Source organism: Clostridium folliculivorans (assembly GCF_024341905.1).
GTDB classification, from domain to species: domain Bacteria; phylum Bacillota; class Clostridia; order Clostridiales; family Clostridiaceae; genus Clostridium_AR; species Clostridium_AR folliculivorans.
In genome coordinates this window covers 512,842-537,891 of the sequence record NZ_BQXY01000001.1, presented here as the reverse complement: position 1 = coordinate 537,891, position 25,050 = coordinate 512,842, and the positions used below count along the sequence as shown (strand labels likewise).

The window sequence follows — 25,050 nt, the reverse complement described above, 5'->3', positions numbered from 1 at the left end:
CAACCCCAAAAATTGTTAGAAACCATCACCATCTAAAAAGTTACCTAATGAACCTAATATACTTCCTTCATCTTTTCTTCCGCCACCATGCATCCCTGAAGCTGCAAATACTCTAGAGGCTAATCTTGAGAATGGTAAACTTTGAACCCATACAGAGCCTGGTCCTGTTAACGTAGCTAAGAATAATCCTTCTCCACCAAATAAAGTATTCTTTATTCCTCCTACAAATTCGATATCATAGTGAACATCTCTTGTCATTGCTACAAGACATCCAGTATCTATCTTTAAGGTTTGACCTGGCATAAGATCTTTCCTTGTAATAGTTCCACCTGCATGAACAAAAGCTAATCCATCTCCTTCAAGCTTTTCAAGTATGAATCCTTCTCCACCAAAGAAGCCTACACTTAATTTTCTTCTAAAGTCAATTCCAATAGATACTCCTTTTGCTGCACATAAGAAAGCATCTTTTTGGCAGATAAGCTTTCCGCCTAGTTTTGATAAATCCATAGGTATTATCTTACCAGGATAAGGAGCTGCAAAGGAAACTTGTGCCTTTCCATAACCTGTGTTAGTGAATGCAGTCATAAATAAACTTTCACCAGTTACAACTCTTTTTCCTGCTGAAAACAACTTACCCATTAATCCACTGCCTGCATTTGTTCCGTCACCAAAGATTGTTTCCATCTTCATAGTTTGATCCATCATCATCATCGCACCTGCTTCTGCAAATACAGTTTCATTTGGATCTAATTCTATTTCTACGAACTGCATATCATCTCCATAGATCTTGTAGTCTATTTCATGTGAATACAATAAAATCACTCCTTATATGTTTATAATAATATTCTATTTGAAAATTTGTGCAAATAAAATATATTTTTAGTAACTTAAGAAAATTTTAAGTTATTTATAAGTTAATGTTAAAAATATAGTAGCTACTTTATATATTTATTGTTCCATATGCAGAATTATTTATTATGAGGATATATTTTTATACCACTTAGTCAGCAAGTTTTGTCTTTCGGTAAATGAAAAAACAGCCTAATTTTTATTAAGCTGTTTTATGGGTTTCCTATATGTAAACTCAAGCTACACATACTCTACAATCACAGTTTTAGCCATGGAAATGAAAAAATCATATTAATTCTTTACGTAAGCTTATTAAAGTGTCGGATGATTAACCAATTAATTTCAACACGGTCCTTTAACAGCGCCTAAATCTAAAATTAAATAAAATTATATGGATCTCTATTTGTTTTTGAAACCACAACTTTTACATCTTTATCAGCAGAAAGAAACTTTTCTGTTAATCTATTACATATATCTATAAACAATGGCCATTCTGAGCCAAAATGTCCTATATCTAAAATTGAAATTCCTTCTTCTGTATAGTCACTTACATAATGATAAGTGGTATCTCCTGTTATGATACAATCTGCACCATATCTTTTAGAAATTGCAAAGAAATCCTGCCCGCTTCCATTTATTATAGCGATTTTCTTTACTTTCTTATTTAAACTACCACTAAATCTTAAGTTTTGAATTGATAGTTTCTTCTTTATTGTATCTATTAACTCTGATAATTCCATAGGAGTATCTAAAGACACTAATCTACCAATACCAGCATCTCCATTCTTTGAGTTATTAGAAACTTCAAGGATTTTGTCACTATTAAAACCTAATATTTTCACTATAGTATCATTCATACCCTCTTTAGCAGAATCTAAGTTAGTATGAGCACTGTACACATTTATATCACTTTTTATTAGTTCTATAAGCTTTTTACCTAATAACGTATCCTTTGTAATTGTCTTTGGCTTTAGGAAAAGTATTGGGTGATGTGTTAATATCATTTGTGCACCAATTTTCTTTGCCTCTTCTATTACACTTAGGGTACAATCTAAAGCAACTAATATAGTAGAAACTTCTGCATTATTATCTCCAACCATAAGCCCAACATTGTCAAAATCTTCTTTTAAGGCTTTAGGTGCAAGTTCTTCTACTATTTTTGATATCTCAAATACTTTCATACTACAATATCTCCTTAAGTTTAGAAATTTTAACTTCTAGCTCAGTTCTCTTCTGTTTTGCATGAATAGTATCTTCTTTTATAAAACTCAATATGCTTTCATATTTAGATATTTTTGAATTTATAAAACTCATGAAAGTTTCATTATTCTTTTTCAAAATTACTGGGCTTATCTCAAAATATATAGAATCATCAAACTCTAAAGGTTTATTATGTTCATTAAACCTGACTTTAAACAATTCATAATATTTTCCTTCATCAAGGCAGATATCTTCATCAAGAACTTCAAATTTACTGGTATACAAAAACTCTCTTAACACTTCAGGGTTTTGAGCTGGCTGAAGTATAATGAATGAGCACTTCTTAATCTTGTCTATATCTTCTAATAATATATCTCTAGTTAAGTTCCCTCCCATCCCTGCTATGACTATTGCTTCTACTTCATTTACCTTTAAAGTAGAAAGCCCTGGTCCAAGTCTACACTCTATGCTCTTCTCTAGTCCATCCATCGCCACATTGAATTTTGCTTTCTCAATAGGTCCTTTATTTATATCAGACGCTATAGCTTTACTGCAAATTTCATTTTTTACGCAATAAATTGGTACATATCCATGATCTGTACCAATATCAGCTATGCTGTCACATTTATCAATATTATTAACTATGGTTTGTAACCTTTTACTAAGTTCCATCAAGTTCACCTTTCTATAAATCTATCATTTGCTTATGAAAATTTCTACTATATCTCATATATTGGTATACCACTTCATAATTAAATTTATATTTTCAAATTCTTCTCAATGAACCCAGATGAGTTTTGAAAATAATTTTCGTATTGAAGTGGTACATCTATATAGACATACTACTTCAAGTTTTTTTATTATAGATATAAGTGTAGTATTCTAATTTGTATAGCTAAAAATACTGAAGAAATCAGCAAAGCTATATAAATATATTTATAAGCAGATCTCTTGTCATATTTAGCACAAAAATATGCTGCATAATGCATACAGAATAGTATTATCATGTTTAGCGCACCATAGGTCATTTGTCTAAAAGCAAACTGTTTCCCTGTTCCCTCCACTACCGGTCTAAAGGTTGCATCAAAAAATAGAGGCATATTATCCGGAAGCTTATTCATCAGATAAAGGACAAAAGGGTTAAGCGTCATATATACAATTATAAGTGCTACAAGCATAAACGGGAAAAGAAAGCTTTTTTCTTTAAACAAATCCCTGTTTTTATTGTATTTAATTTCAAACTTTTTTGGCTTGATATCTTTTTCTTTGAACTTAGCTAAAAATGAATCTATATCATTTGGTGAAATACCGTAACTTATTTCATCTGTATGAATATATAATACCTGTTTGCTAGAAGTAACAAACATATGGCTTGTTCCAACATCCTCTATTACTGATCTTCCGTAGTTGTACATAGTTCTACCAACTCCAGAAAGATTCATGCCCTTTATAGCTCCTGTTTGAACATTATATCCGTCTACTTTTTCATATGGTATAAAAATTTTCTTTATACCCCAAAGAGCATTTATTTCAATACCATTTGAGTGTACTTTGTATCTTAGAGTAACTGTTTGTAGTACATAAAATAAACAATATATGGAGAAGGCAACAGAAAAAATCTTAACAAGACTTACCTCTGTATATGTATTAAAAAATTGCACTCCAAAATATATTATTGTATTTACAGCTATTATAAAAAACAACAGCTCATATATGGCAATCCCTCTACGGGGTTTATAACTTTCCAAACCTACCACCTCAAAGTCATTATATCATAAATCTATAGCTTTCCTAACAATGTTAACACCAAATTTTGGTATTGTTTATAAATTGTTAAAAATTTTAATCTATCTAAAATTAAAAGCACCATGTGTAGGTGCTTTTAGTCTAGATAATCCTTTAGCTTTTTGCTTCTGCTTGGATGTCTAAGCTTTCTTAATGCTTTAGCTTCTATTTGTCTTATTCTTTCTCTAGTTACATTAAACTCTTTACCTACTTCTTCAAGAGTTCTTGCTCTTCCGTCATCTAAACCAAATCTAAGTCTTAATACTTTTTCTTCTCTTGGAGTTAATGTATCAAGCACATTGATAAGTTGTTCTTTTAACATAGTAAATGCCGCTGCTTCTGCTGGTGCTGGTGCTTCATCATCTGGTATAAAATCACCTAAATGACTATCTTCCTCTTCACCGATAGGTGTTTCTAATGAAACTGGCTCTTGAGCAATCTTCAATATTTCTCTTACTTTATCAACAGGCATATCCATATGCTTTGATAACTCTTCAGGCAATGGATCTCTTCCAAGCTCTTGAAGTAATTGTCTTTGAACTCTTATCAATTTATTTATAGTTTCTACCATATGAACTGGTATTCTTATAGTTCTAGCCTGATCTGCTATGGCTCTAGTAATCGCCTGTCTTATCCACCAAGTAGCATAAGTTGAGAATTTAAAGCCTTTTCTATAATCAAACTTTTCAACAGCTTTTATTAATCCCAAATTTCCTTCTTGGATAAGATCTAGGAAAAGCATTCCTCTTCCGACATATCTTTTTGCTATACTTACAACCAGTCTTAAGTTAGCCTCAGCAAGCTTTTTCTTTGCATACTGATCTCCCTCTTCGATTCTTTCAGCAAGTCTGATTTCTTCATCTGATGATAACAAAGGAACCTTACCTATCTCTTTAAGATACATTCTAACAGGGTCATCTATTGCTATCCCTTCTGGTATAGAAAGATCTAGTTCTTCTTCGACATTCTCTGATTCACCAATTTCACCTATTACTTCTATTCCCATGGATTCTAAAACTTCATAGATTTTTTCTATTTGATCTGGACTTAGATCTATTTCATCTAATTCATCCATAATTTCTTTATATGTTAAAGTACCACTCTTCTTACCTTTTTCTATGAGTTTCTTAACAATCCCCATTTTAGCATTTTTATCTTTAGTGTCAACTTTAGCGGCTACTGCTTTATCCTTTGTTGGTTTCGCTTTATTTGCCTTTTCAATAGTTTCCATGTTAATACCTCCTTCCGCCATATCCGTACTTAACCCCTTTCTAATCTTTTAAGTTTCTCGTCTACTTCTTTAGCTTCTCTTGCTAGCTCAATGGCTTCTCGAAACAATCCTTTTTCATCACTTAGTTTCAGCTTATGCAAGATTTCCTTCTTGTGATTTTCTAAACTTTGCTTTTTGATTTCTTTTATATAATCATTGATGATTTTCTCCATATTACTTTCTGTAATCATCGTCTCAATTTCTCTTATAAGTATCCACTCTTTTAAACTTTCACCATCATCACATCTGAATTCTATTAGGGAATGTATGTCTTCTTTACCTTCTTCAAATAGAGATGTTATTATTGAAAATATTTTTTTATGAGAATCTAAAATTAAGTCCTCTCTAGATATATGCCCAATTATATATTGATAGAATTCTTTATTTGACATAATTTTAAGCAAACTTCTTTCAGACTTAATATAAGCTGGCTCTACATATAATTTTGTTCCAAATTCTTCCTTATTATTCATGTTAAGAGAAGATTCATTGTTTTTTGTCATTTTTTTCGATAATAAGTCGTACAATGACTGTTCACGGAGTCCTGTTTCTTCAGCGATTTTTTTTACATACACATCCTTTTCCACAGGATTTAAGTCTGCTATTATCTCTGTAACTCTTTCTCCATATTTTATAATCTCTTCATTATCATTAAAGTTTATTCCTTCTCTAGCTCTAAACAATCTATATTCTATTAGAGGCTGTGATGAATCAATTAACCTTAAAAATGCCTCTCTTCCATTGCTTCTTATGTATTCATCTGGATCTTTTCCTTGAGGAACTGTCAGAACTCTAACATCAAACCCAGCACTTCTCAGTATTTCCAATCCTCTTATAGTAGCATTTTGACCTGCTATATCTGCATCATAAGATATTATTACTCTGTCAGCATATCTTTTTAAAAGTCTTGCCTGACCTGTAGTTAATGCAGTTCCTAGCGATGCCACTACATTTGTTATCCCATACTGGTGAAGTGAAATACAGTCCATATATCCCTCTACCATAATAAAATATCTTTCTGGTATTCCCTTTTTTATAGCAAAGTTTAGACCATATAAATTAGTACCCTTTTGAAATACTAAGGTTTCTGGAGAGTTTAAATACTTAGGTTTAGAATCATCAAGCACTCTTCCACCAAACCCTATAACTTTTCCTTTATAATCAAATACTGGGAACATTACTCTATTTCTAAATCTATCGTAAACTCTTCCTTTTTCACTTTTTACAGCTAGCCCAGATTCAATTATTACATCTTCTTTATATCCCTTCCTTTTCAGGAAGTTAAGCAAAGAATTCCAACTATCCGCTGAGTATCCCAATCCAAATTTTTTTATTGTATTTTCAGTAATACCTCTTCGTAGGAAATACTCTTTTGGCATTTTGACGTTTTGAAGATTAGAAAAGAAATATCTTGCAGCTTCGGTATTAATCTTATGAAGTAAATCTTTCTTCCAATTTATCTTACTATTACCTGGACTTTCACTTTCTAGAGGTATATTAGCTCTTTCTGCTAAAAATCTAGCTGCATCAAAGTAAGATAAATTTCTAGTTTTCATTACGAAGGTAATCACATTACCAGCTTCCCCACAACCAAAACACTTATATATCTGCTTTTCTTGTGTAACTGAAAAAGATGGAGTTTTTTCACTATGAAAAGGACATAGTCCTGTATAGTTTCTTCCAGCCCTTTTAAGCCTAACTGATTCTGAGATTACATCCACAATATCATTTTGTTCTTTTATCTTTTCTAAAAGTTCTTCTGATATTTTCAAGGAGCATAACCACCTTAAAATAAATTTATTTCTTTGCAAGTTTTATAATATTCGACATAAGTTGATAAAATCCTTCTTTTTGTTTTACGTTTTTTCAAATTTATTATTAAACTTTATAATTTCAAGTAATATTTATTATTCGTTATTTTCTTTAATTTTCCTTCTTATATATAAATAACTATCATCTTTTTATGATTATATAACTTTTAGTCCTTAATTTATTAATAAATCACAAATTTAGGTACATATATTTTATTAAACATATTAAGACAATAATCATCACTCATACCAGCTGCATAATCAGCGACAGCTCTTTCTAAACCTTCTTGTTCTGAAATTTCTTGATATATGTTAGGCATCTCTTCAGGGTGCTTCATAAAATATTCAATCACATGTCTTAATACAAACTTAGCTTTATCTCTTTCAATCTTTAATATATCCCCAAGATACACTTTTTTAAACATAAAGCTTCTTAATTTGGTCATTGCATCTCCTACTTCGTCACTTAAAGAAACCTTTATATCACCTTTCTTTATGTTGTTAAGTGTATTTTCAATACAATCCGTTACCAATATATTTATCCTTTCAGAATTAGTTTTTCCTAATATATCAATTATATCTTTAGGAACCTCATCCTCTCTAAGAAGCCCTGCTCTTACAGAATCATCTATATCATGGTTTAAATATGCCATCTTATCACTATATCTCACCACTTGACCTTCTAAGGTTGCTGCCTTAGCAATACCGTTCGTAAAGCCACTGTGATGTTCTATACCATCTATAACTTCGAAGCACAGATTTAAGCCTCTTCCTTCTTTTTCAAGCCTTTTCACCACTCTAACGCTTTGTTCGTTATGCCTAAAACCATTCTTTAAAAATTCATTTAAAACTTCTTCACCCATATGTGCAAATGCTACATGCCCTAAATCATGGCCAAGTGTTATTGCTTCAACTAGATATTCATTTAGTCCTATACCAACAGCTATTGTCCTAGCTATTTGAGAAACTTCTAAAGTATGGGTAAGTCTAGTTCTATAGTGATCTGAAGAAGTCTTTATAAAAACTTGAGTTTTATGCTTTAGTCTTCTAAAAGATTTACAATGTAGTATCCTGTCTCTATCAACCATATAACAGGTTCTTATATGATCTTGTTCTTCACTTTTTTCTCTTCCTTTCGTTTTGTTAGAAAAAGAAGCCTCTTTAATCAGTGTCAAACTTTCAAAACCCTCAATTTTTTCCCTTATAGTCATATAATCACCTCCTTTTATAGATATTCTATATATTTTCTTAAAATCCTTCAAATTTATGCTACTATTTATCATTTGCATTTTTTTTCAAACTATTACAATTTTATAATTATTAATATAAAATTATTATTCAAATTAAGATTTTTTTTAAATTAATTGCAGTACAAAGCAATTCTCCTTCAACCTCAGTTTATTCCATGTATATATAAACTACTGAAACATCATCTAATCAAACAATTAAAATAAAATTGTAAAACATACGTATAATGTAATAATTTTCATAATATTAATATAATATGAATTTTTATGTGAAGGAGGTATTTATGCCAAAGGAATTGCATGCAACTGCTGCCAGCTTATTATCTGAATCAAATGTAGGAAAGCACGTCTTACCTTACTACAATTTGAACGAAGCCTCCATAGAGCAAATAAAGTTGAAGAACACAGAAAAGCAGAGAGCTGTTTATAAAATTGATTATAACAACAAAACTTATTGTTTAAAAAAAGTTTATTATACAGAATCAGAGTTACTCTTTGTCTATTCTGCTATGGAATGGCTTTATAGGAATGGTATTAATGTCCCAAGATTTTTACCCACAGTAAATAAAAGTAGATTTGTAAATTATAATGATATGCTTTTCGTACTTACTCCATGGGTTGATGGAGAAAAATGTAATTATGACGACATAGATAACATAGTTGAAACTTCAAAATACTTAGCAAAAATGCATTATTCGTCAAAAGACTTTTTTCCTATACCAGGTAGTAAAATAAAGAAAGGATATGATGACTTATACATATCCATCAATAAACATTTTCAAAAACTTTTGATATGTTCAAACTCTGCATACCTGTATAAAGATAAGTTTTCTAAAATGTTCTTGGATAGCTTTGATAAAAACATAGATCTAGCAAAATTCGCATTAGAAACTGCATCTACAATTAATAATGATAATCTTACATCCTCTCTGTGTCATGGTGATTATGTAAATAAGAATATTATCTTTGATAAGTCAAAAGAAATTTGGATTATAGACTTTGATAAGTGCTCATATGACTATATTGCACATGATATTTCTTATTATCTAAGACGACTATTAAAAAGAGACAATACAAAATGGGATGTAGAAATAGCTATTAATTGTATAAAAAATTATAACGAGATAAACAAACTAACTATTGATGATATTAAATATATTTTAGTATATTTATCCTTCCCTCAAAAATACTGGAGAATTTCTAAAGATTACTATAATAACATAAAGAAATGCAACAAGAACTCCTTCTGTAACTTATTAGAAAAAACAGTTAAAAAAACTGATTACCAACTTAATTTTATTTCCGAATTAACTGATCATTTAAGAAAGCATTATTCATTAGATATATAAAGATGACACACTTCAATCGGAAATCTATTTATCAGGGAAATTACCATTAATAGATAAAATAATTATTGGTATATTTTTAAATCATGGAAACGAATATCTATTTCTATGAACTAACCCACAAATATATTGAAATTTACATTTCTATATATTTGTGGGTTTTATTTTTTACTGTATATCCATAAAAGCTTCTAAACACATTGAAATAGACTGGTTTAGCTAACTTGAAAATTTTATGTTTTTTTATGAAGTAAAAAAGAAACCTAAATTTCATTAGGTTTCTTTTTATTTAAATACTATCTTGGATTCTTAATTTGAGCTTGAGCAGCAGCTAATCTAGCTATTGGAACTCTAAATGGTGAACATGATACATAGTCTAATCCTAATGCATGGCAGAATTCAACTGAAGAAGGATCTCCACCGTGTTCTCCACAGATACCAAGTTTGATATCAGCTCTTTCGGATCTACCTTTTTCAACTGCTATCTTCATCAATTCACCAACACCTGTTTGGTCAATCTTAGCAAATGGATCTTGTTCGTAGATCTTCTTTTCATAGTAGTCTTTTAAGAACTTAGCAGCATCATCTCTTGAGAATCCAAAAGTCATTTGAGTTAAGTCATTAGTACCAAATGAGAAGAATTCAGCTTCTTTAGCTATAGTATCTGCAGTTAAAGCAGCTCTAGGAATTTCTATCATTGTACCTACTTTGAAAGGTATTTCTACACCTTTTTCACTCATAACTGTCTTAGCAGTTTCTACTACTATATCTTTAACATACTTTAATTCTTTTATTTCTCCAACTAATGGAATCATTATTTCAGGAACTACATCATAGCCTTTATTGTTTCTAACTTCAATAGCAGCTTCGATGACAGCTCTTGTTTGCATTTCAGCTATTTCTGGGTATGAAACAGCCAAACGGCATCCTCTATGACCCATCATTGGGTTGAATTCATGCAATTCCTCACAAGTTGCTTTAAGCTCCTCATAAGTTATATCCATCTCCTTAGCTAAAGCTATGATATCTTCTTCAGCTTGAGGTAAGAATTCATGTAGTGGTGGATCTAAGAATCTTATAGTAGCTGGTCTTCCTTCTAGTGCCTCGTACATAGATGCAAAATCGCCTCTTTGCATTGGAAGAAGTTTATCTAAAGCCTTTCTTCTTTGCTCTACAGTCTTAGCAACTATCATTTCTCTAACAGCAGCAATTCTGTCTTCTGCAAAGAACATATGCTCTGTTCTACATAGTCCAATACCTTCTGCACCAAATTCTACTGCTTGAACTGTATCTCTAGGTGTATCAGCGTTTGTTCTAACCTTTAATTTTCTTGTTTCATCAGCCCATCCCATAAATGTTGCGAAATATCCGCTTATTTCAGGTGAAACTGTCTTTATAGCTTGAGCATATATATTACCAGTTGAACCATCTATTGATATCCAATCATTAGCAGTTAAAGTCTTACCTGCAACTTCTAATGTCTTATTAGCTTCACTAACCTTTAATTCTCCACAACCCGCTACACAGCAAGTTCCCATACCTCTAGCAACAACTGCAGCATGTGATGTCATACCACCTCTTACAGTTAAGATACCTCTTGCAGCTATCATACCTTCTATATCTTCTGGAGATGTTTCAAGTCTTACTAAAACTACAGTTTCTCCATTTGCTGCTCTTTCTTTAGCTTCTTCAGCTGAGAATGCTATCTTTCCGCATGCAGCACCTGGTGAAGCTGGTAACCCCTTAGCTACAACTTCAACCTTTTTCATTTCAGCAGGATCAAAAGTTGGATGAAGTAATGAATCTAATTGCTTTGGATCAACTTTTAAAAGTGCTTCTTCCTTTGTAAGCATTCCTTCTTCAACTAGATCTACAGCAATCTTTAATGCTGATTGAGCAGTTCTTTTACCATTTCTAGTTTGTAAGAAATATAAAGTTCCTTCTTCTATTGTGAACTCCATATCTTGCATATCTCTATAATGTTTTTCTAAAGTATTAACTATGTCTTCAAATTGCTTATAAATTTCAGGATTTTGTTCCTGTAATTTAGCAATTGGTTGAGGAGTTCTTATACCAGCAACAACATCCTCACCTTGAGCATTCATTAAGTACTCACCATATATAGCATTTTCTCCTGTGGATGGGTCTCTTGAGAACGCAACTCCTGTACCTGATGTTTCTCCTTTGTTACCGAAAACCATCTCTTGAACGTTTACAGCAGTTCCCCAATCTCCAGGTATATCATTAAGTCTTCTATAAACTATAGCTCTTGGGTTATCCCATGATCTAAATACAGCAGTGATTGATTCTATAAGCTGATCTTTAGGATCTTGTGGGAAGTCCTCACCTTTTTCTTTCTTATAAAGTGCCTTAAATCTTACAACTAATTCTTTAAGATCATCAGCAGTTAACTCTGTATCGAAATGTACACCCTTTTCTTCTTTCATCTCATCGATTTTAGCTTCAAATAATCTCTTTTCAATCCCCATAACAACATCTGAGAACATTTGAATAAATCTTCTATATGAATCATATGCAAATCTTGGATTGTTTGTAAGACTTGCCATTGCTTCAACAGCAGCATCATTTAAACCAAGATTTAATATTGTATCCATCATACCTGGCATTGAAACTCTTGCTCCAGATCTTACTGAAACTAAAAGAGGTTTATTTAAATCACCAAACTTTTTACCTGTTATTTCTTCTAACTGAGCTAATTTTTCATGAATTTGGTTGATTATTTCTGGCGAAATCTTTCTTCCATCTTCATAGTATTTATTACAAGCTTCAGTAGTTACTATAAATCCTTGTGGAACAGGTATACCCAAAGTTGTCATTTCAGCTAAATTAGCACCTTTACCTCCCAGTAAATTTTTCATTGATGCCTTACCTTCTTTGAAGAGGTAAACATATTTTTTGATCTCCATCTCAATACTCCTCCGTTCAATACTATTTATATTAATATGTTTATATATATATACTTAACAGAGCTAATGCTCCGAAAGCTGACGAATTGAACTGTGAACCATAGACTGAATTACTTACCCTTAATTATTGACCATTTCCCATTTTTACAAACAATTTTGTTATATTTGTTTTAGATATCTTTCCAATTATCTTATATTGATCCTTTTGTTCCTCATCAAGAACTTTTTCAACCACCGGAATAGAATCTATTTCATGCTCTATTATCTTCTTTGCTGCAGTATATGCGCTTTCTTCTTTGCTTATAAATATTATATTAGGCATTCTAGTCATTATGACTCCTACAGGAACTTTATGTATATCTGTTCCGCCTATAGCTATCTTCAAGAAATCTTTTCTTGAAACTGCACCTATTAAAAATCCATCACTTTCAACAAATAATGTTCCCACATCTGTTAGAAAAAGATTAACTATCGCATCATATACCATAGTCTCTTCGTTTACAAATGCAGGTTTAGACATTATATCTTTAACCTTTATATTGGTGATGTAATCATACAAGAGGTTATTCATTGGCTTTTCAGTATAAACATAACCTACCTTAGGTCTTGCATCTAAGGCACCAATCATAGTAAGTACTGCTAAATCTGGCCTTAATGCTGCTCTCGTAACCCCAAGCTTTGAAGCCAGCGCTTCTGAGGTAATAGGCTGTCCCTCTTTTACAAGCTTTATTATCTCTTCCTGACGCGGTGATAACTTCAATGTCCTTCCCCTCTTTCGTTTTAATAGAGGAATATTCTGATTATTCAGAACCGTATACGTTTTACATAACCTATTATATCACTATATCGAAGTTTGACTATGCCAAATTTTCTGAATAATCTTTCAAATTCTTTGAATATTCCTCATTTGCCTCTTATTTCATCTGAATTTTCTTATTTTTCTTTAAATTCCTTATTCTTTATCCACTTCATCAAATTTAACTGTATAGGTATAAACTGGTGAATCATTATCTACATGAATATTTTTGTTAGTAGCCTTCTCATTTTTTACTGAATTAAACTTATCTTTTAAGTTTTCAGCCAAATCTGTTGCTTTATCCTTTAGATCAGTAGCCATATCTTTTACATCAGAAACAGTCTCTTTTACCACCTTATTTACAACTTCAACTGAACCATCTTCTTTAGTTATCTCTATTGTAATCTTAGTAGCAATAGCTGTAATTATACCTATAGCTAATAACTGCGGTAATACTAAAGCAATAACTCCAGCAGCAATTCCAGCATTAACCGGTACATCTATTAATACTTTTTCATCTTTTTTTATTTTAATTCTAGATACATTTCCCTTTTTAATTAATTCAGATAACCAAGCTTTAAATTCTTCTATTGTTTCGTACTTTTGTGAGCCTTCTTCTTTTTCTGATTTCCACTGACTTTCAGCATTCTTATCATGACTCTTTACTTCTTCAATATAAATTAAAGCATCAAGAACTTCTCCATTATTTACTTCTAAAGCATTTTTTGCTTCAGCATAACTAACACCTGTTCTTTGTCTTACTTGGTCAACTTTTTCTAAAGTAACTTCACTCATTTTTATCACTCCTTAATATAATTTAGCATTTCTAAACTTTTTGGTTTTTTAGAATAATTAGAATTAATAATGTATGCTGTAATTTTTGCAATTTCATCTTTTACTGTCTTATTAATATTAAGTCTATATATTTTATCCATTGGTGCAGTGTTTAAATACTTTAATGCACTGTATGCACCTTTAGATAAAGATATGCCATATTCTTTTGGACATTCTTCGCACACACCTCCATAAAAAGACATGTTTATGTATGCAGCAGAGTTTATACTTTTTTTACAGTATGCACAATTATCTAGATTTAATCCATATCCTGTAGCCTTTAATATTTTAAGTTCAAAACTCCTAATTAAAAGCTCATAGTCAAGAGCATCAGTATTTAATAAATATAGGCAGGTAACAAAATCCTTAAATAACTTCCCGTTATCCTCTTCATCCGTTACGCATATATCTATCAGTTCACAAATGTATGTTGAATATGTAAGTTTTTCTAAATTATTTAGTAATCCTTGAAAAGAGTTGGTTATTCTCCCTTCTGAGAGAGTGTACAGATTTTTCCCTTTAAAAACTACAAATTCACCGTAGCATAATGGGAGAGTAAGAGATAAATGTCTACTTTTACTTTTTTTTGCACCTTTAGCGATAACTGCTATCTTACCTAACTTTTCTGTATATAACCATATCAATTTATCATTTTCTTTAAAATCTTGAGCTTTAATTACTACGCCGTTTGTTTCAAAAATAGACAGAAATCCTCATCTCCTACTTATTTTTTCTTATATCCAAGTTCTCTCAAAAATAAAGGGTTATCTCTCCATTCTTTTCTTACCTTAACCCAAATCTTTAAGTTTACTCTTTCTCTTAAAAATTTCTCAATTTCGTATCTAGCACTTTCACCTATTCTTTTTAGCGTTTGACCATTTTTGCCTATAATTATTCCTTTATGGGAATCTTTTTCGCAGATTAAGTCAACCTCTATATTATACAAACCTCGTTCATTTTGTTTCATTTGTATTATATCAACAGCTATACCATGTGGAACTTCTTCATTTAAAGTTCTAAGTGCCTTTTCTCTAACTATTTCAGAAATTACAAATCTTTCTTGTACATCAGTTATCATATCTTCTGGATAGAATTTAGGTCCTTCAGGAAGGTATTTTACAATTAAATCCAAAAGCGTACTTGTATTTTTTCCTTTAAGAGCTGATATTGGTATTATCTCTGCAAAACTCATTGTTTCTGAATAATTTTTTAGAGTCTCTGCAACTCTTTCTTTTGTGTTTTCATCCACCTTATTTACAACTAGAATAACTGGTGCCTTTATATCCTTCAAGCCTTCAATAATATATGAATCTCCTCTGCCAATTTCTACATCTGGAGTGATTAAAAATAAAACTAAATCAACCTCATTTAAAGATTCCTTAGCTGAAGTCATCATATATTCACCTAACTTATGTTTAGGTTTATGCATTCCAGGAGTATCAACGAATATCATCTGATAATCCTCTGCTGTTAATATAGTCTTAATATTATTTCTAGTTGTTTGCGGTTTATTGGAGACTATTGATAATTTTTCCCCCATTAGGTGATTTAAAAGCGTAGATTTCCCCACATTTGGTCTACCTACTATAGTTATATATCCTGATTTAAACATTTGTCCTCCTAGTTATTTATTTAAGTCTTCTTTTGAAAATATACCTGGTAGTATGTCCTCTAAAGTCTTCACTATATATTCTTTCTCATTTTTGATTATTATAATAGGGATTTCTTTATCTTTTGCAAATTCAGCAATAACCTGTCTGCATATTCCACAAGGATATGTAAAAGCATTTACATCTCCAATAACTGCCACAGCCTCTATTATCTTATGTCCTTCAGAAACCGCCTTAAATATAGCAGTTCTTTCAGCACAGTTAGTAGCTCCAAAAGAAGCGTTCTCAATATTGCATCCTTCAAAGATTTTCCCATCACTCATTATAGCTGCTCCCACTGGGAAGTTTGAATAAGGCGCATAAGCCTTACTTCTCGCATTTATAGCTGCTTTTATAAGTTCTTCATACATTTTTTATTACCCCCAATTGTTATTTGGTGCAAAATAAATTATAGCACTATTAATATTATTTACAAGCTAGCTGATTTCCTTACAGGAATTTAATTAAAAAGTTTAAATACAATTAAAGTTAGAAAAGTACCAAATATTGCTCCCACAATTACTTCCCATATACTATGAACTTCTGAATCTACTCTGCTTTGAGCAGTTATAAAAGCCATTAAGTAGCTTAGCATAATGCATAGAGGTTCTTCAGTTATTAATGCTATAGCAGTTGCTAAGGAAAATGCCAATGCACTATGCCCACTAGGCATTCCTCCCTTAAGAGGAGTACCTTCTCCAAAAAATGCCTTAGCAGCTATTGTCATTAGGCATACTATTACTAAAACAATAAAAATAGTGTATGGTTCCGACTGCCTTATCATTCCGATTGTATGATATGTCACATTGGTAAGTTTATCCCAGAATATCACATAGCCGACCAAAATAGCATTTATTGCCGTAACTAACACTCCACCTGCAGCTGCATTTTTTGCCAACTTCGCTAATGGATGGTAATAATTTGTCGTCATATCAACAACATGTTCTATGGCTGTATTCATAAGCTCTGCTGCAATAACCATAGTTATTGTTATGGCCAAAACAAGGAACTCAAACTTCTTAATATCGTATATAAAACAAGCAGTAAGAACCACAAGGGCTACTGCTATATGAATCCTCATATTCCTTTGGGTCCTTACTGAATGTATAATACCGTTAATTGCATAATTGAAGCTATCAACCAATTTTCTTACTTTCATCTTTTCCCCTATTAAACCTCTCTAGTTATATTTAATTTTCCAAGTATGCTTTCTTCTCTTTCTCTCATAATCTTCTTTTCATCTTCTTCCATATGATCATATCCCAAAAGATGCAAAATAGAATGAACTACTAAATAGCAGCATTCTCTTGTAAAGGAGTGATTAAAATCTTCGCTTTGTTCCTTTGCCTTCTCCAAAGACAGTACCACATCGCCTAAAACTAGGTCTCCTTCATTAAAAAAAGATGCATCAAAGTTATAATTTAAGTAAACATCCTTGTATACTTTCCCCTTAGGATAATCTAACATCGGAAAAGAAAGTACATCAGTTTCTCTATCTATATCTCTAGTTTCCTTGTTTATTTCTTTAATAGAATCATTATCTACAAAAATCACGCTTATCTCACAAGCTTTATCTACCAATTCCTCTTTAAGAGCTGTTAGTATTACTTCCTCAATTGTTTTTTCAAAATCACTGTCTACTGACATCTTATCTTGTCTATCATCTATAAAAATCATATTATCACTCCGTAAATCACTTTATATTAAGTCTAGTTATTTATTCTTTTTCATATATTAAATATATTAAGTTAAAGCTTCTATTGAAATTGAGGTTTTACTACGGAAGATACTATGTGAGCAAACTATTAGAATTAAATGATTTTTGTAGGTGGAATAGCGTTAATAAACTGCATTGTTCGGACGTAGTGAGTTATGCAGTTTTAGCTATGTAATCCTACCAAAATCATATTAATTCTTTGCGAAGCTCATCCAAGTATCGGAGGAGTGACACCTCAATTTCAATATCGTAGTTAATAGTATCTTAAAGCTTATCTTTCTCTGTTGGATATTCTATTCTCTGATGATATATTCCATTTAGTACTTTTAAAAAGCACTTAGAAATCTTATTGATATCTTTAAGGGTAAGATCACAATTGTCTAATTCTCCAGAGTATAGTTTATCTTTTACTATCTTATTTACCATTTCTTCTATCTTGCCCTTTGTAGGGTCACCTATTGATCTAACTGATGCTTCAACACTATCTGCAAGCATTATTATTCCCGCTTCCTTACTCTCTGGTTTGGGCCCTGGATACCTAAAATCTTCTTCTTTTATTTCATCAGGGTTTTCAGCATTATTTTTCATAGTTACATAAAAATATTTAACTAAAGTTGTACCATGATGTTGTTCAATTATATCCTTTATGACCTGCGGAAGGTTATATTCTCGCGCAAGCTCTAATCCATCCTTTACATGCGAGATTATTATGAGTGTACTCAAATTGGGAGTTATTTTGTCATGAGGATTTTCCTTACCAATTTGATTCTCTTTAAAGAAATACGGTCTTCTTGTTTTTCCTACATCATGATAGTAGGACCCAATTCTAGCTAATACAGGATTACCACCAACCTCTTCTGCTGCTACTTCAGATAAGTTGGCAACCATCATACTATGATGGTACGTTCCCGGAGCTTCCATAAGCAATTTCTTTAAGAGAGGATTGTTAGGGTTTGAAAGTTCTAAAAGCTTAACTGTAGTCACTACATCAAAAGTACTTTCAAAGAAAGGTAACAATCCAACTGCCATAACTCCTGAAAATAAGCACCCTATTATAACAAAACCTGATTTTAATAACACATCTAATATATTATTTGAAAGTATCATTCCTTGGGTAAAGCAAACTATAGCAACAATAATTGACAAGAATAACGTTGAATATAATATATCATTTCTTTGTTCTATCTTTCTCAAGGATGTAGCTCCAATAATTGAATTTAAAGCCGCTAACACTATAACTTCTGGATTAAAGTTCACGGCTCCAGCTATAAGTATACAATTAAACAAGCTTAATACTAAGGATACTTTATAGTTTATAAGTAAAGTCAGTAGTATTGGAGCACAAGCTAATGGTATCAAAAACGGTGATATTATAGCTAAAGTTCTAGCTAATATCAACGACGTTATATTAACTATATTAATAAGCAATAACTTACTATTATCCTCATATATATTTTTGTAGTATTTGTTTAAATATCTATATTGTAGAGACAGTATAGCTGCAACAAATACTGCTGTAGAAAGATATATAATTATATTTATGCCTGAGTTGTTAAGTAAACCAAGCGAATCTAATATCTTTATCTGATCTTCTGTTGCCGGCTCTCCTTCTTTTATGATAGTCTGATTCTTTTTTATAACAATAGGCGCAACTTCTTTAATTGCTTCCTTTTTTTTCTCTTCAGTCTTATCCTTGTCAAAGAACAAATTTGCTTTGATTTGATAATAACCTATATTTTTCAAGATATCCTTTATATTTCTATTGTAATTAGAATTTGATATTTCATTGTCAAATATACCCCTTGCATTCTGCAAGTCTGAAGGCTGATCCTCTTGTATATTCTTCTCATAAGCTTTCTCTAATCCTGATATTACCAAATCAGATATTGACTTTATATTTTCTTTAGGTAAAGCTATTAAGCTACCTATTTCATCATTATCAAGCTTAATGACTGTTAATTTACTTACTTGATTTATCTTTTCTGCATCAGGTATAGCAGAATCTTTTAACGTACTCATTTTATTAAAAAAAGTCCTTACATTATCTTCAGCATCTTTCTGTATATCCGTCTTTAAGGTATACTGTTGTCCATACTTATCAGCCTCTGCTTGCTGCCTCTTTGCAGTTGCATCTTGATCAACTATCTCCCTTGGGGCTTTTATATCTACTTTTGAAATATCGCCCTCTCTTAAATCATATTTTTTGGTTACAAGAGAAGATATAGTGCATAGATATACTATTATAAAGGTTAATATAAACATAATTATTCTTTTAGGGTTTTTTATAAATTTAATAATAAATTTTCTTTCTCTGCTCAAAATCACACCTTCTTATTAGGCTTATTTTCAGTTAACCACTTTACATCCTTTTTTAGTTTATGGTTTCATAGCTATGTTCTGTTCAATGACTACAGCTACTTTAAGTCTAATCTTTCCCTCTCCAATATCCTCTGTATTTACTAGTTTTTTTACAAATTTACCTTGCTTATCAATATCCTTCATTATAGCATCATATAGTGTATTTGACGCTTTTTCTATTATACTATCTTTGTCTTCACCTATTGGTTTAGAACTTTTTTCATAATATACTACTTTATTTAATATTTTACCCTTATTTTCTATTTTATCATAGTCACTAAATTCTTTTGTAGGTTTTTTTATATAAATTTTCTTGCCGAACAATTCAATATATAGAGCTTCCTGTTTATTACCTGTTCTTTCTTCTACATTTCCACTTACCTGTAGCTCAATTATTTTCTCATAGAAAGTGTTTGCAAGAACCTTTCCATCAGCATTTACCTTATATTCGGCACCTTCTTTTCCTTGTATACCCTTAATAAGAACTTGTCCCTTTTTTACTAATTCTCCTTGATTAACCGCTGCAGTACCAGAGGTTGTATAAACTCTAACCACTTCTCCATCCATTTTTGCTACGACATCATTTTCATTAACGTTTTTCACTAACTCTGGAGGATTTATCTTTTCTTCAACTTTAACCTTCAAAGTCGATCCTTCTATTCTGGCTCTCACCCACATTATCTCCCCATTTCCATCTTCAAGTTTCTTTTCCAAATCTCTAAAATCTACTAGAGACTTCCTTACCCCTGGTTTAATGCCAAGCCTTGCCAACTGTTGTCTTATTTCATAAGGCGATAAATACTTACCAGTATCGACTTGAATACTCCATATGTATGTTGAAAGGTAAAACAATATTGCCAAAAATAGAACTGCCCCCGCCATCAATGTACTTCTCTTTTTCATCCTTAAAAGTAAAAATGTAATTCCTTTTCTACCTATTACCTTAACTCGTGCCTTCACTTTTTTTGCACATTCTATAACTGCATTATAATCATTCAATTCTACCTCGATAGTTATAGTTGAAATATCTATCTTTTGAATATTTTTCGCAAGTATACCATTTTTCCATAGAAGATTTATAAATTTCTCAGGATATAAAACCTTAACCTCAAGTTTCACTATACCTTTACTGTACTTTTTAAAATCCATATCATCATAACCCCTCATATATTAAAGATTTAAATTTACCACTTATAGTTATTGTATTCCCTCCTATAAATAAGATTTCTAGATTAACTCCATCTAGTGTAATTGTTCCTACTTTAGAATTTATTTTTATTTCACTACTGTCAAAGGATATTATCCCTTTGTGATTTTCAATAATAATCTCATTATCACCAGTTATTACTATCTTAGGAATATTAAGCACGATATCACGCGGCAAATCTAACCTTTCTGCCAGTCCTTCTTTAACTTTATCTATTTTACTCTCCATTCATAAAACTCCCGATAATTACTTTCATATTAGTTTATGAGTTAAAAGCTTCATAAATGCTAATTTTATATATTGGATTTTAAAATGTATGCTAAGTCAAAAAACTCTATACCTTTTGATTACTCTAATATAATCAAAAGGTATAGAGTTTAGTTAAGTGTTAATTACTATTTAATATTATTAAATTTAGTTTATTAGCATATAGATACTTAGGAGTCATCTCATATATAATTTATAAAATGCTATTACTATTTAAAGTTTAAAGATAAAAAATCTCACTTTAAGTCTGTTAAGCATATTTATCACAGATTTCATTTAATTATAATTTTAAAAGAATAAAAAACAAAAAAGAACTCAAATTGAGTTCTTTCTTATTTATTTAAATAATCTTTTACCATTTGACTAACAAGTTTACCATCAGCTCTACCTACTATTTTAGGTCTTACCGCTGACATAACCTTACCCATGTCTTTCATGTTATTCGCGCCCACTTCGATAGCTGCTTCTCTGATGATTTCTAAAATTTCGTCTTCACTTAACTGCTGAGGAAGGTAATTTAACAAAATCTGGATTTCAGCATTTACTTTGTCTACAAGATCTTGTCTATTTCCCTTTTCGAATTCAAGCATAGACTCTCTTCTTTGCTTGACTTCTCTAGATAGAATTTCTATAACTCGTTCGTCCTCAAGCTGTACTACTTCAGTTTTTTCAACTAAAAGTACTGCAGACCTAGCAGTGCTTAATGTTTCAGCTTTAAATTTATCTCTCGCCTTTAAGGCTTGCTTCCAGTCTTCTTGAAGTCTTTCTTTTATTGTTGGCATCATTCTACCTTCTTCCAAAGAAATTCTTACTTAAACTTTCTTTTTCTAGCAGCTTCTGACTTCTTCTTTCTCTTTACACTTGGCTTTTCATAGTGTTCTCTTTTTCTAACTTCAGAAAGAACACCCGCTCTAGCACATTGTCTTTTAAATCTTCTAAGTGCTTGATCTAATGATTCGTTTTCTCTAACTCTAATTTCTGACATTCCTTTTTTCCCTCCCTCCGCTAGCTATATACTGTTTTAATATATCACAGCTGTGGGCTTAACAACACACGCTATATTATACAATAGAGCTTTCAATACTGTCAAGAATTTCATCGCTAATTTTACCTACTTTTTAACCTGGAGGCCATTTTAATTCTCTTCCACCTAACACATGAAAATGCATGTGATTAACTGTTTGTCCTCCATCCTTACCACAGTTATTAACAATTCTATATCCAGAATCTGCTATGTTAAGCTCTCTTACTAGTTTATTAATAACACCGAATATATGTGCAATCACTTTAGTGCTTTCATCATCAATATGGTTAACACTTTCTATATGTTTTTTAGGAATAACTAGAAAGTGAATTGGAGCCTCAGGACTAATGTCATTGAAAGCTATCACATCTTCGTCTTCGTATATTTTTTTTGAAGGTATCTCACCTTTTGCTATTTTACAAAAGATACAATTTTCCATAATAGTTCACCTCCTTTTAAAAATCACAAATACATTTACTATCTGTAATTCTTTGTGTATCTGCCATTTCCAAACTTATGTAAAGAAATTCTGGCAGGCGAACATATTTCCTTTTTACTCTCTAACTTGATTCATTCGACTAAATTTAATTAACTTTAAGTTATACTCAAATTCAATCTCAAAGTAATTTTGTTGAGAGCAAAATATCTATTCTATATATATCTTACCACTAAAAACAGTAATTTAACCATAATATTCTAAATAAAAACTATATTATTTCTCCGATAGCATAATCATTCTTACTTTCTAAAAGCTTTGTTGGCATTATCTTACCTATTACAGAATCACAATCAAATTTTGCAATTACTTTTACATAATTTTCAGTATATCCTTCATAATAGCCCTCCATCGATTGAACTGCCTGTTCAAACAATACCTTTTGCTCTGTTCCTATTAAGCCTTCAGTAAATTTACCTTCGTTATATTCATTTAAATCAATTAGAAGTTTACTTCTTTCTTCTTTGATATTTCCGTCAACTTGTTTCTCCATTGTTGCAGCCCTTGTACCTTTTCTTGGGCTGTATTTGAATACATGAGTTTTTGTTAGCTTAATATCTTTTAGGAATTCATAAGTTTCTTTAAACTCTTCCTCAGATTCACCTGGGAAACCAACAATTACATCTGTAGTTATAGATACATCAGCAAACGAATTTCTTAATATATTAACTATATCCTTATAGTCTTTAGCTGTATACTTTCTATTCATTCTTCTTAAAGTTTCATCTGAACCACTTTGTAATGATAGATGGAAATGATGGCATAGTTTTTTTAGCTTTGATATACGAGCTACTACTTCTTCAGTAAAGAATGTAGGGTCTATCGAACCTATTCTTACTCTTTCAATACCATCTATAGCTTCTATAACCTCTAATATATCCATTAAAGTAACCTTTTCTTCTAGGTCAACTCCGTATGAGGCAGTGTGTATCCCTGATAGTATTATTTCCTTAAAACCATGCTCTGAAAGCTTTTGTACTTCTTCCTTTATTTTTTCAGGATCCTTAGAACAAACAGCCCCTCTTGCATATGGAATCAAGCAGTAAGAACAAAATCTATTACAGCCATCTTGTATTTTTAAAAATGCTCTAGTTTTATCTTGGTATTCTTCTATATCTAAATCCTCAAACACATTGTTCTTTAGTACAGGCGTAACTTGAACTTGTTGTTTACCTTCATCAATAGCTTTATTTACCCAGTAAACTATCTCTCCTTTGTTTCTTGTACCAAGAACGACATCTACCCCTTCTATATTTCCAACTTCATTAGGAGCGATTTGAGAGTAACAACCAACAACTGCAATTGTAGCAGCTTCATTTTCACGTCTAGCTCTACCTATTATCTGCCTTGACTTTTTATCCCCCATATTAGTAACAGTACATGTATTTATTACATATACGTCAGCAAATGTGTCAAAATCAACAACTTCGTATCCTTCTCTTATAAACTTTTCTGCCATAGCTTCTGATTCATATTGATTTACTCTACAACCTAATGTAGAAAAAGCTACCTTCATTGATTATTTCCTCCTATATCTCCAAGTTCATATTGCAACAGAGATACTGCCGTAAATCCAGCAGTCTCTGTTCTTAAGATTCTTGGTCCTAAAGTTACAATATGAGCTCCACTTTTCTTAAGATTATCTATTTCATATTCTTCAAATCCACCTTCAGGCCCTATAACAATAGCTATATTCTTAATAGTCCTATCACCTATTTCATTTATAGCATTTCTTATTCCATAGCCTGTAGCATTCTCATAAGGTACTACTATCATATCTATGCTACTTAACATATCAATCATCCGTCCAAATTCAACTGGTTCATCTATATCAGGTATAATTGTTCTCTTAGATTGCTTAGAAGCCTCTAATGCGATTCTATGCAGTCTATCAAGCTTTTTAAATTCGCCCTTCAACTTTACATCTACTCTATTAGTAATCAAAGGAGTAATTTTTATTACACCTAATTCTGTGCACTTTTGAACTATCAAATCCATCTTTGTTGATTTGGGTAACCCTTGAAACAATGTGATATTTATATTACTTTCATTATTACAACCTAATTCTTCAATGATTTTAACTTTAACGTATTGTTTTGTGATCTCTTCAATTTCTCCAAGATACTCTTTACCTTCTAAATTATTTATAGATACCTTTTCTCCGTTTTCTAATCTCAAAACTCTATAAATATGTTTTACATCATCTCCAGAAATAATAGCATGTGTATCAGTAAAGGTCTCCTTTGGTGTGAAAAATTTATGCATTC

The 25,050-nt window shown here is 31.3% G+C and carries 24 protein-coding genes; 1 reads left to right on the top strand and 23 read right to left on the bottom strand.

Annotation, left to right across the window (positions count from 1 at the left end; translation table 11 throughout):
• Window positions 1–15: 15 nt before the first annotated feature.
• From OCU55_RS02370 to OCU55_RS02340, 7 genes are all read right to left on the bottom strand, one after another.
• Window positions 16–813 carry a TIGR00266 family protein gene (locus OCU55_RS02370; protein ID WP_261850708.1) on the bottom strand — a complete coding sequence of 266 codons (798 nt, stop codon included), beginning with the start codon at window positions 811–813 and terminating at the stop codon, window positions 16–18.
• 413 nt (window positions 814–1,226) lie between these two features.
• A complete protein-coding gene (locus OCU55_RS02365; protein WP_261850707.1) occupies window positions 1,227–2,030 on the bottom strand; it encodes a Nif3-like dinuclear metal center hexameric protein in 804 nt (267 codons plus the stop codon).
• Between the two features lies 1 nt (window position 2,031).
• Window positions 2,032–2,721: a tRNA (adenine(22)-N(1))-methyltransferase gene (locus OCU55_RS02360; RefSeq protein ID WP_261850706.1), complete on the bottom strand. Its 690-nt coding sequence runs from the start codon at window positions 2,719–2,721 to the stop codon at window positions 2,032–2,034.
• 188 nt (window positions 2,722–2,909) lie between these two features.
• Window positions 2,910–3,797 (bottom strand): PH domain-containing protein, encoded by an 888-nt coding sequence (locus OCU55_RS02355; protein WP_261850705.1) that lies wholly within the window; start codon window positions 3,795–3,797, stop codon window positions 2,910–2,912.
• A 134-nt stretch (window positions 3,798–3,931) separates the two neighbouring features.
• Entirely contained in the window at window positions 3,932–5,086 is a 1,155-nt protein-coding gene (gene rpoD, locus OCU55_RS02350) for an RNA polymerase sigma factor RpoD (RefSeq protein WP_261850704.1), read from the bottom strand.
• A gap of 8 nt (window positions 5,087–5,094) precedes the next feature.
• On the bottom strand, window positions 5,095–6,876 hold the full coding sequence (gene dnaG, locus OCU55_RS02345) for a DNA primase (RefSeq protein WP_261850703.1): 1,782 nt from the start codon (window positions 6,874–6,876) through the stop codon (window positions 5,095–5,097).
• A 221-nt stretch (window positions 6,877–7,097) separates the two neighbouring features.
• Window positions 7,098–8,126, bottom strand: a complete 1,029-nt coding sequence (locus tag OCU55_RS02340; RefSeq protein ID WP_261850702.1) for a deoxyguanosinetriphosphate triphosphohydrolase — start codon at window positions 8,124–8,126, stop codon at window positions 7,098–7,100.
• A 320-nt stretch (window positions 8,127–8,446) separates the two neighbouring features.
• On the opposite strand from OCU55_RS02340, the gene OCU55_RS02335 reads away from it, so the two are divergent.
• The gene (locus tag OCU55_RS02335; RefSeq protein ID WP_261850701.1) at window positions 8,447–9,511 is read left to right on the top strand and encodes a CotS family spore coat protein; all 1,065 of its coding nucleotides are present in this window, start codon (window positions 8,447–8,449) and stop codon (window positions 9,509–9,511) included.
• A 293-nt stretch (window positions 9,512–9,804) separates the two neighbouring features.
• Here OCU55_RS02335 and ppdK read toward each other — a convergent pair whose 3' ends face one another.
• The 16 genes from ppdK to OCU55_RS02255 form a co-directional block, all read right to left on the bottom strand.
• A complete protein-coding gene (gene ppdK, locus OCU55_RS02330; protein WP_261850700.1) occupies window positions 9,805–12,435 on the bottom strand; it encodes a pyruvate, phosphate dikinase in 2,631 nt (876 codons plus the stop codon).
• Between the two features lie 124 nt (window positions 12,436–12,559).
• Complete coding sequence (gene ccpN, locus OCU55_RS02325; protein WP_261850699.1) at window positions 12,560–13,195, bottom strand: transcriptional regulator CcpN; 636 nt, start codon at window positions 13,193–13,195, stop codon at window positions 12,560–12,562.
• A 192-nt stretch (window positions 13,196–13,387) separates the two neighbouring features.
• Window positions 13,388–14,026: a DUF4342 domain-containing protein gene (locus tag OCU55_RS02320; protein WP_261850698.1), complete on the bottom strand. Its 639-nt coding sequence runs from the start codon at window positions 14,024–14,026 to the stop codon at window positions 13,388–13,390.
• A 5-nt stretch (window positions 14,027–14,031) separates the two neighbouring features.
• Complete coding sequence (gene recO / locus OCU55_RS02315) at window positions 14,032–14,772, bottom strand: DNA repair protein RecO (RefSeq protein WP_261851497.1); 741 nt, start codon at window positions 14,770–14,772, stop codon at window positions 14,032–14,034.
• A gap of 17 nt (window positions 14,773–14,789) precedes the next feature.
• Window positions 14,790–15,677 (bottom strand): GTPase Era, encoded by an 888-nt coding sequence (era, locus tag OCU55_RS02310; protein WP_183278427.1) that lies wholly within the window; start codon window positions 15,675–15,677, stop codon window positions 14,790–14,792.
• A 12-nt stretch (window positions 15,678–15,689) separates the two neighbouring features.
• Window positions 15,690–16,085, bottom strand: a complete 396-nt coding sequence (locus tag OCU55_RS02305) for a cytidine deaminase (RefSeq protein WP_261850697.1) — start codon at window positions 16,083–16,085, stop codon at window positions 15,690–15,692.
• Window positions 16,086–16,174: 89 nt separating this feature from the next.
• On the bottom strand, window positions 16,175–16,873 hold the full coding sequence (locus OCU55_RS02300) for a diacylglycerol kinase (RefSeq protein WP_261850696.1): 699 nt from the start codon (window positions 16,871–16,873) through the stop codon (window positions 16,175–16,177).
• A gap of 11 nt (window positions 16,874–16,884) precedes the next feature.
• Window positions 16,885–17,391 (bottom strand): rRNA maturation RNase YbeY, encoded by a 507-nt coding sequence (ybeY, locus tag OCU55_RS02295; protein WP_261850695.1) that lies wholly within the window; start codon window positions 17,389–17,391, stop codon window positions 16,885–16,887.
• Between the two features lie 304 nt (window positions 17,392–17,695).
• Window positions 17,696–19,750: an HD family phosphohydrolase gene (locus OCU55_RS02290; protein WP_427847022.1), complete on the bottom strand. Its 2,055-nt coding sequence runs from the start codon at window positions 19,748–19,750 to the stop codon at window positions 17,696–17,698.
• A gap of 57 nt (window positions 19,751–19,807) precedes the next feature.
• Window positions 19,808–20,938 carry a sporulation protein YqfD gene (yqfD, locus tag OCU55_RS02285; RefSeq protein ID WP_261850694.1) on the bottom strand — a complete coding sequence of 377 codons (1,131 nt, stop codon included), beginning with the start codon at window positions 20,936–20,938 and terminating at the stop codon, window positions 19,808–19,810.
• Window positions 20,939–20,942: 4 nt separating this feature from the next.
• Window positions 20,943–21,224: a sporulation protein YqfC gene (gene yqfC, locus OCU55_RS02280; RefSeq protein WP_261850693.1), complete on the bottom strand. Its 282-nt coding sequence runs from the start codon at window positions 21,222–21,224 to the stop codon at window positions 20,943–20,945.
• A 371-nt stretch (window positions 21,225–21,595) separates the two neighbouring features.
• Window positions 21,596–22,045, bottom strand: coding sequence for a GatB/YqeY domain-containing protein (locus OCU55_RS02275; RefSeq protein ID WP_206868995.1), 450 nt, complete (start codon window positions 22,043–22,045; stop codon window positions 21,596–21,598).
• A gap of 26 nt (window positions 22,046–22,071) precedes the next feature.
• On the bottom strand, window positions 22,072–22,248 hold the full coding sequence (gene rpsU / locus OCU55_RS02270) for a 30S ribosomal protein S21 (RefSeq protein WP_072897356.1): 177 nt from the start codon (window positions 22,246–22,248) through the stop codon (window positions 22,072–22,074).
• A gap of 133 nt (window positions 22,249–22,381) precedes the next feature.
• Window positions 22,382–22,726: a histidine triad nucleotide-binding protein gene (locus OCU55_RS02265; protein ID WP_261850692.1), complete on the bottom strand. Its 345-nt coding sequence runs from the start codon at window positions 22,724–22,726 to the stop codon at window positions 22,382–22,384.
• Window positions 22,727–22,994: 268 nt separating this feature from the next.
• Window positions 22,995–24,299: a tRNA (N(6)-L-threonylcarbamoyladenosine(37)-C(2))-methylthiotransferase MtaB gene (mtaB, locus tag OCU55_RS02260; protein ID WP_261850691.1), complete on the bottom strand. Its 1,305-nt coding sequence runs from the start codon at window positions 24,297–24,299 to the stop codon at window positions 22,995–22,997.
• A complete protein-coding gene (locus tag OCU55_RS02255; protein WP_261850690.1) occupies window positions 24,296–25,048 on the bottom strand; it encodes a 16S rRNA (uracil(1498)-N(3))-methyltransferase in 753 nt (250 codons plus the stop codon). Before OCU55_RS02255 ends, mtaB begins: the two co-directional genes overlap by 4 nt.
• Window positions 25,049–25,050 lie beyond the last annotated feature (2 nt).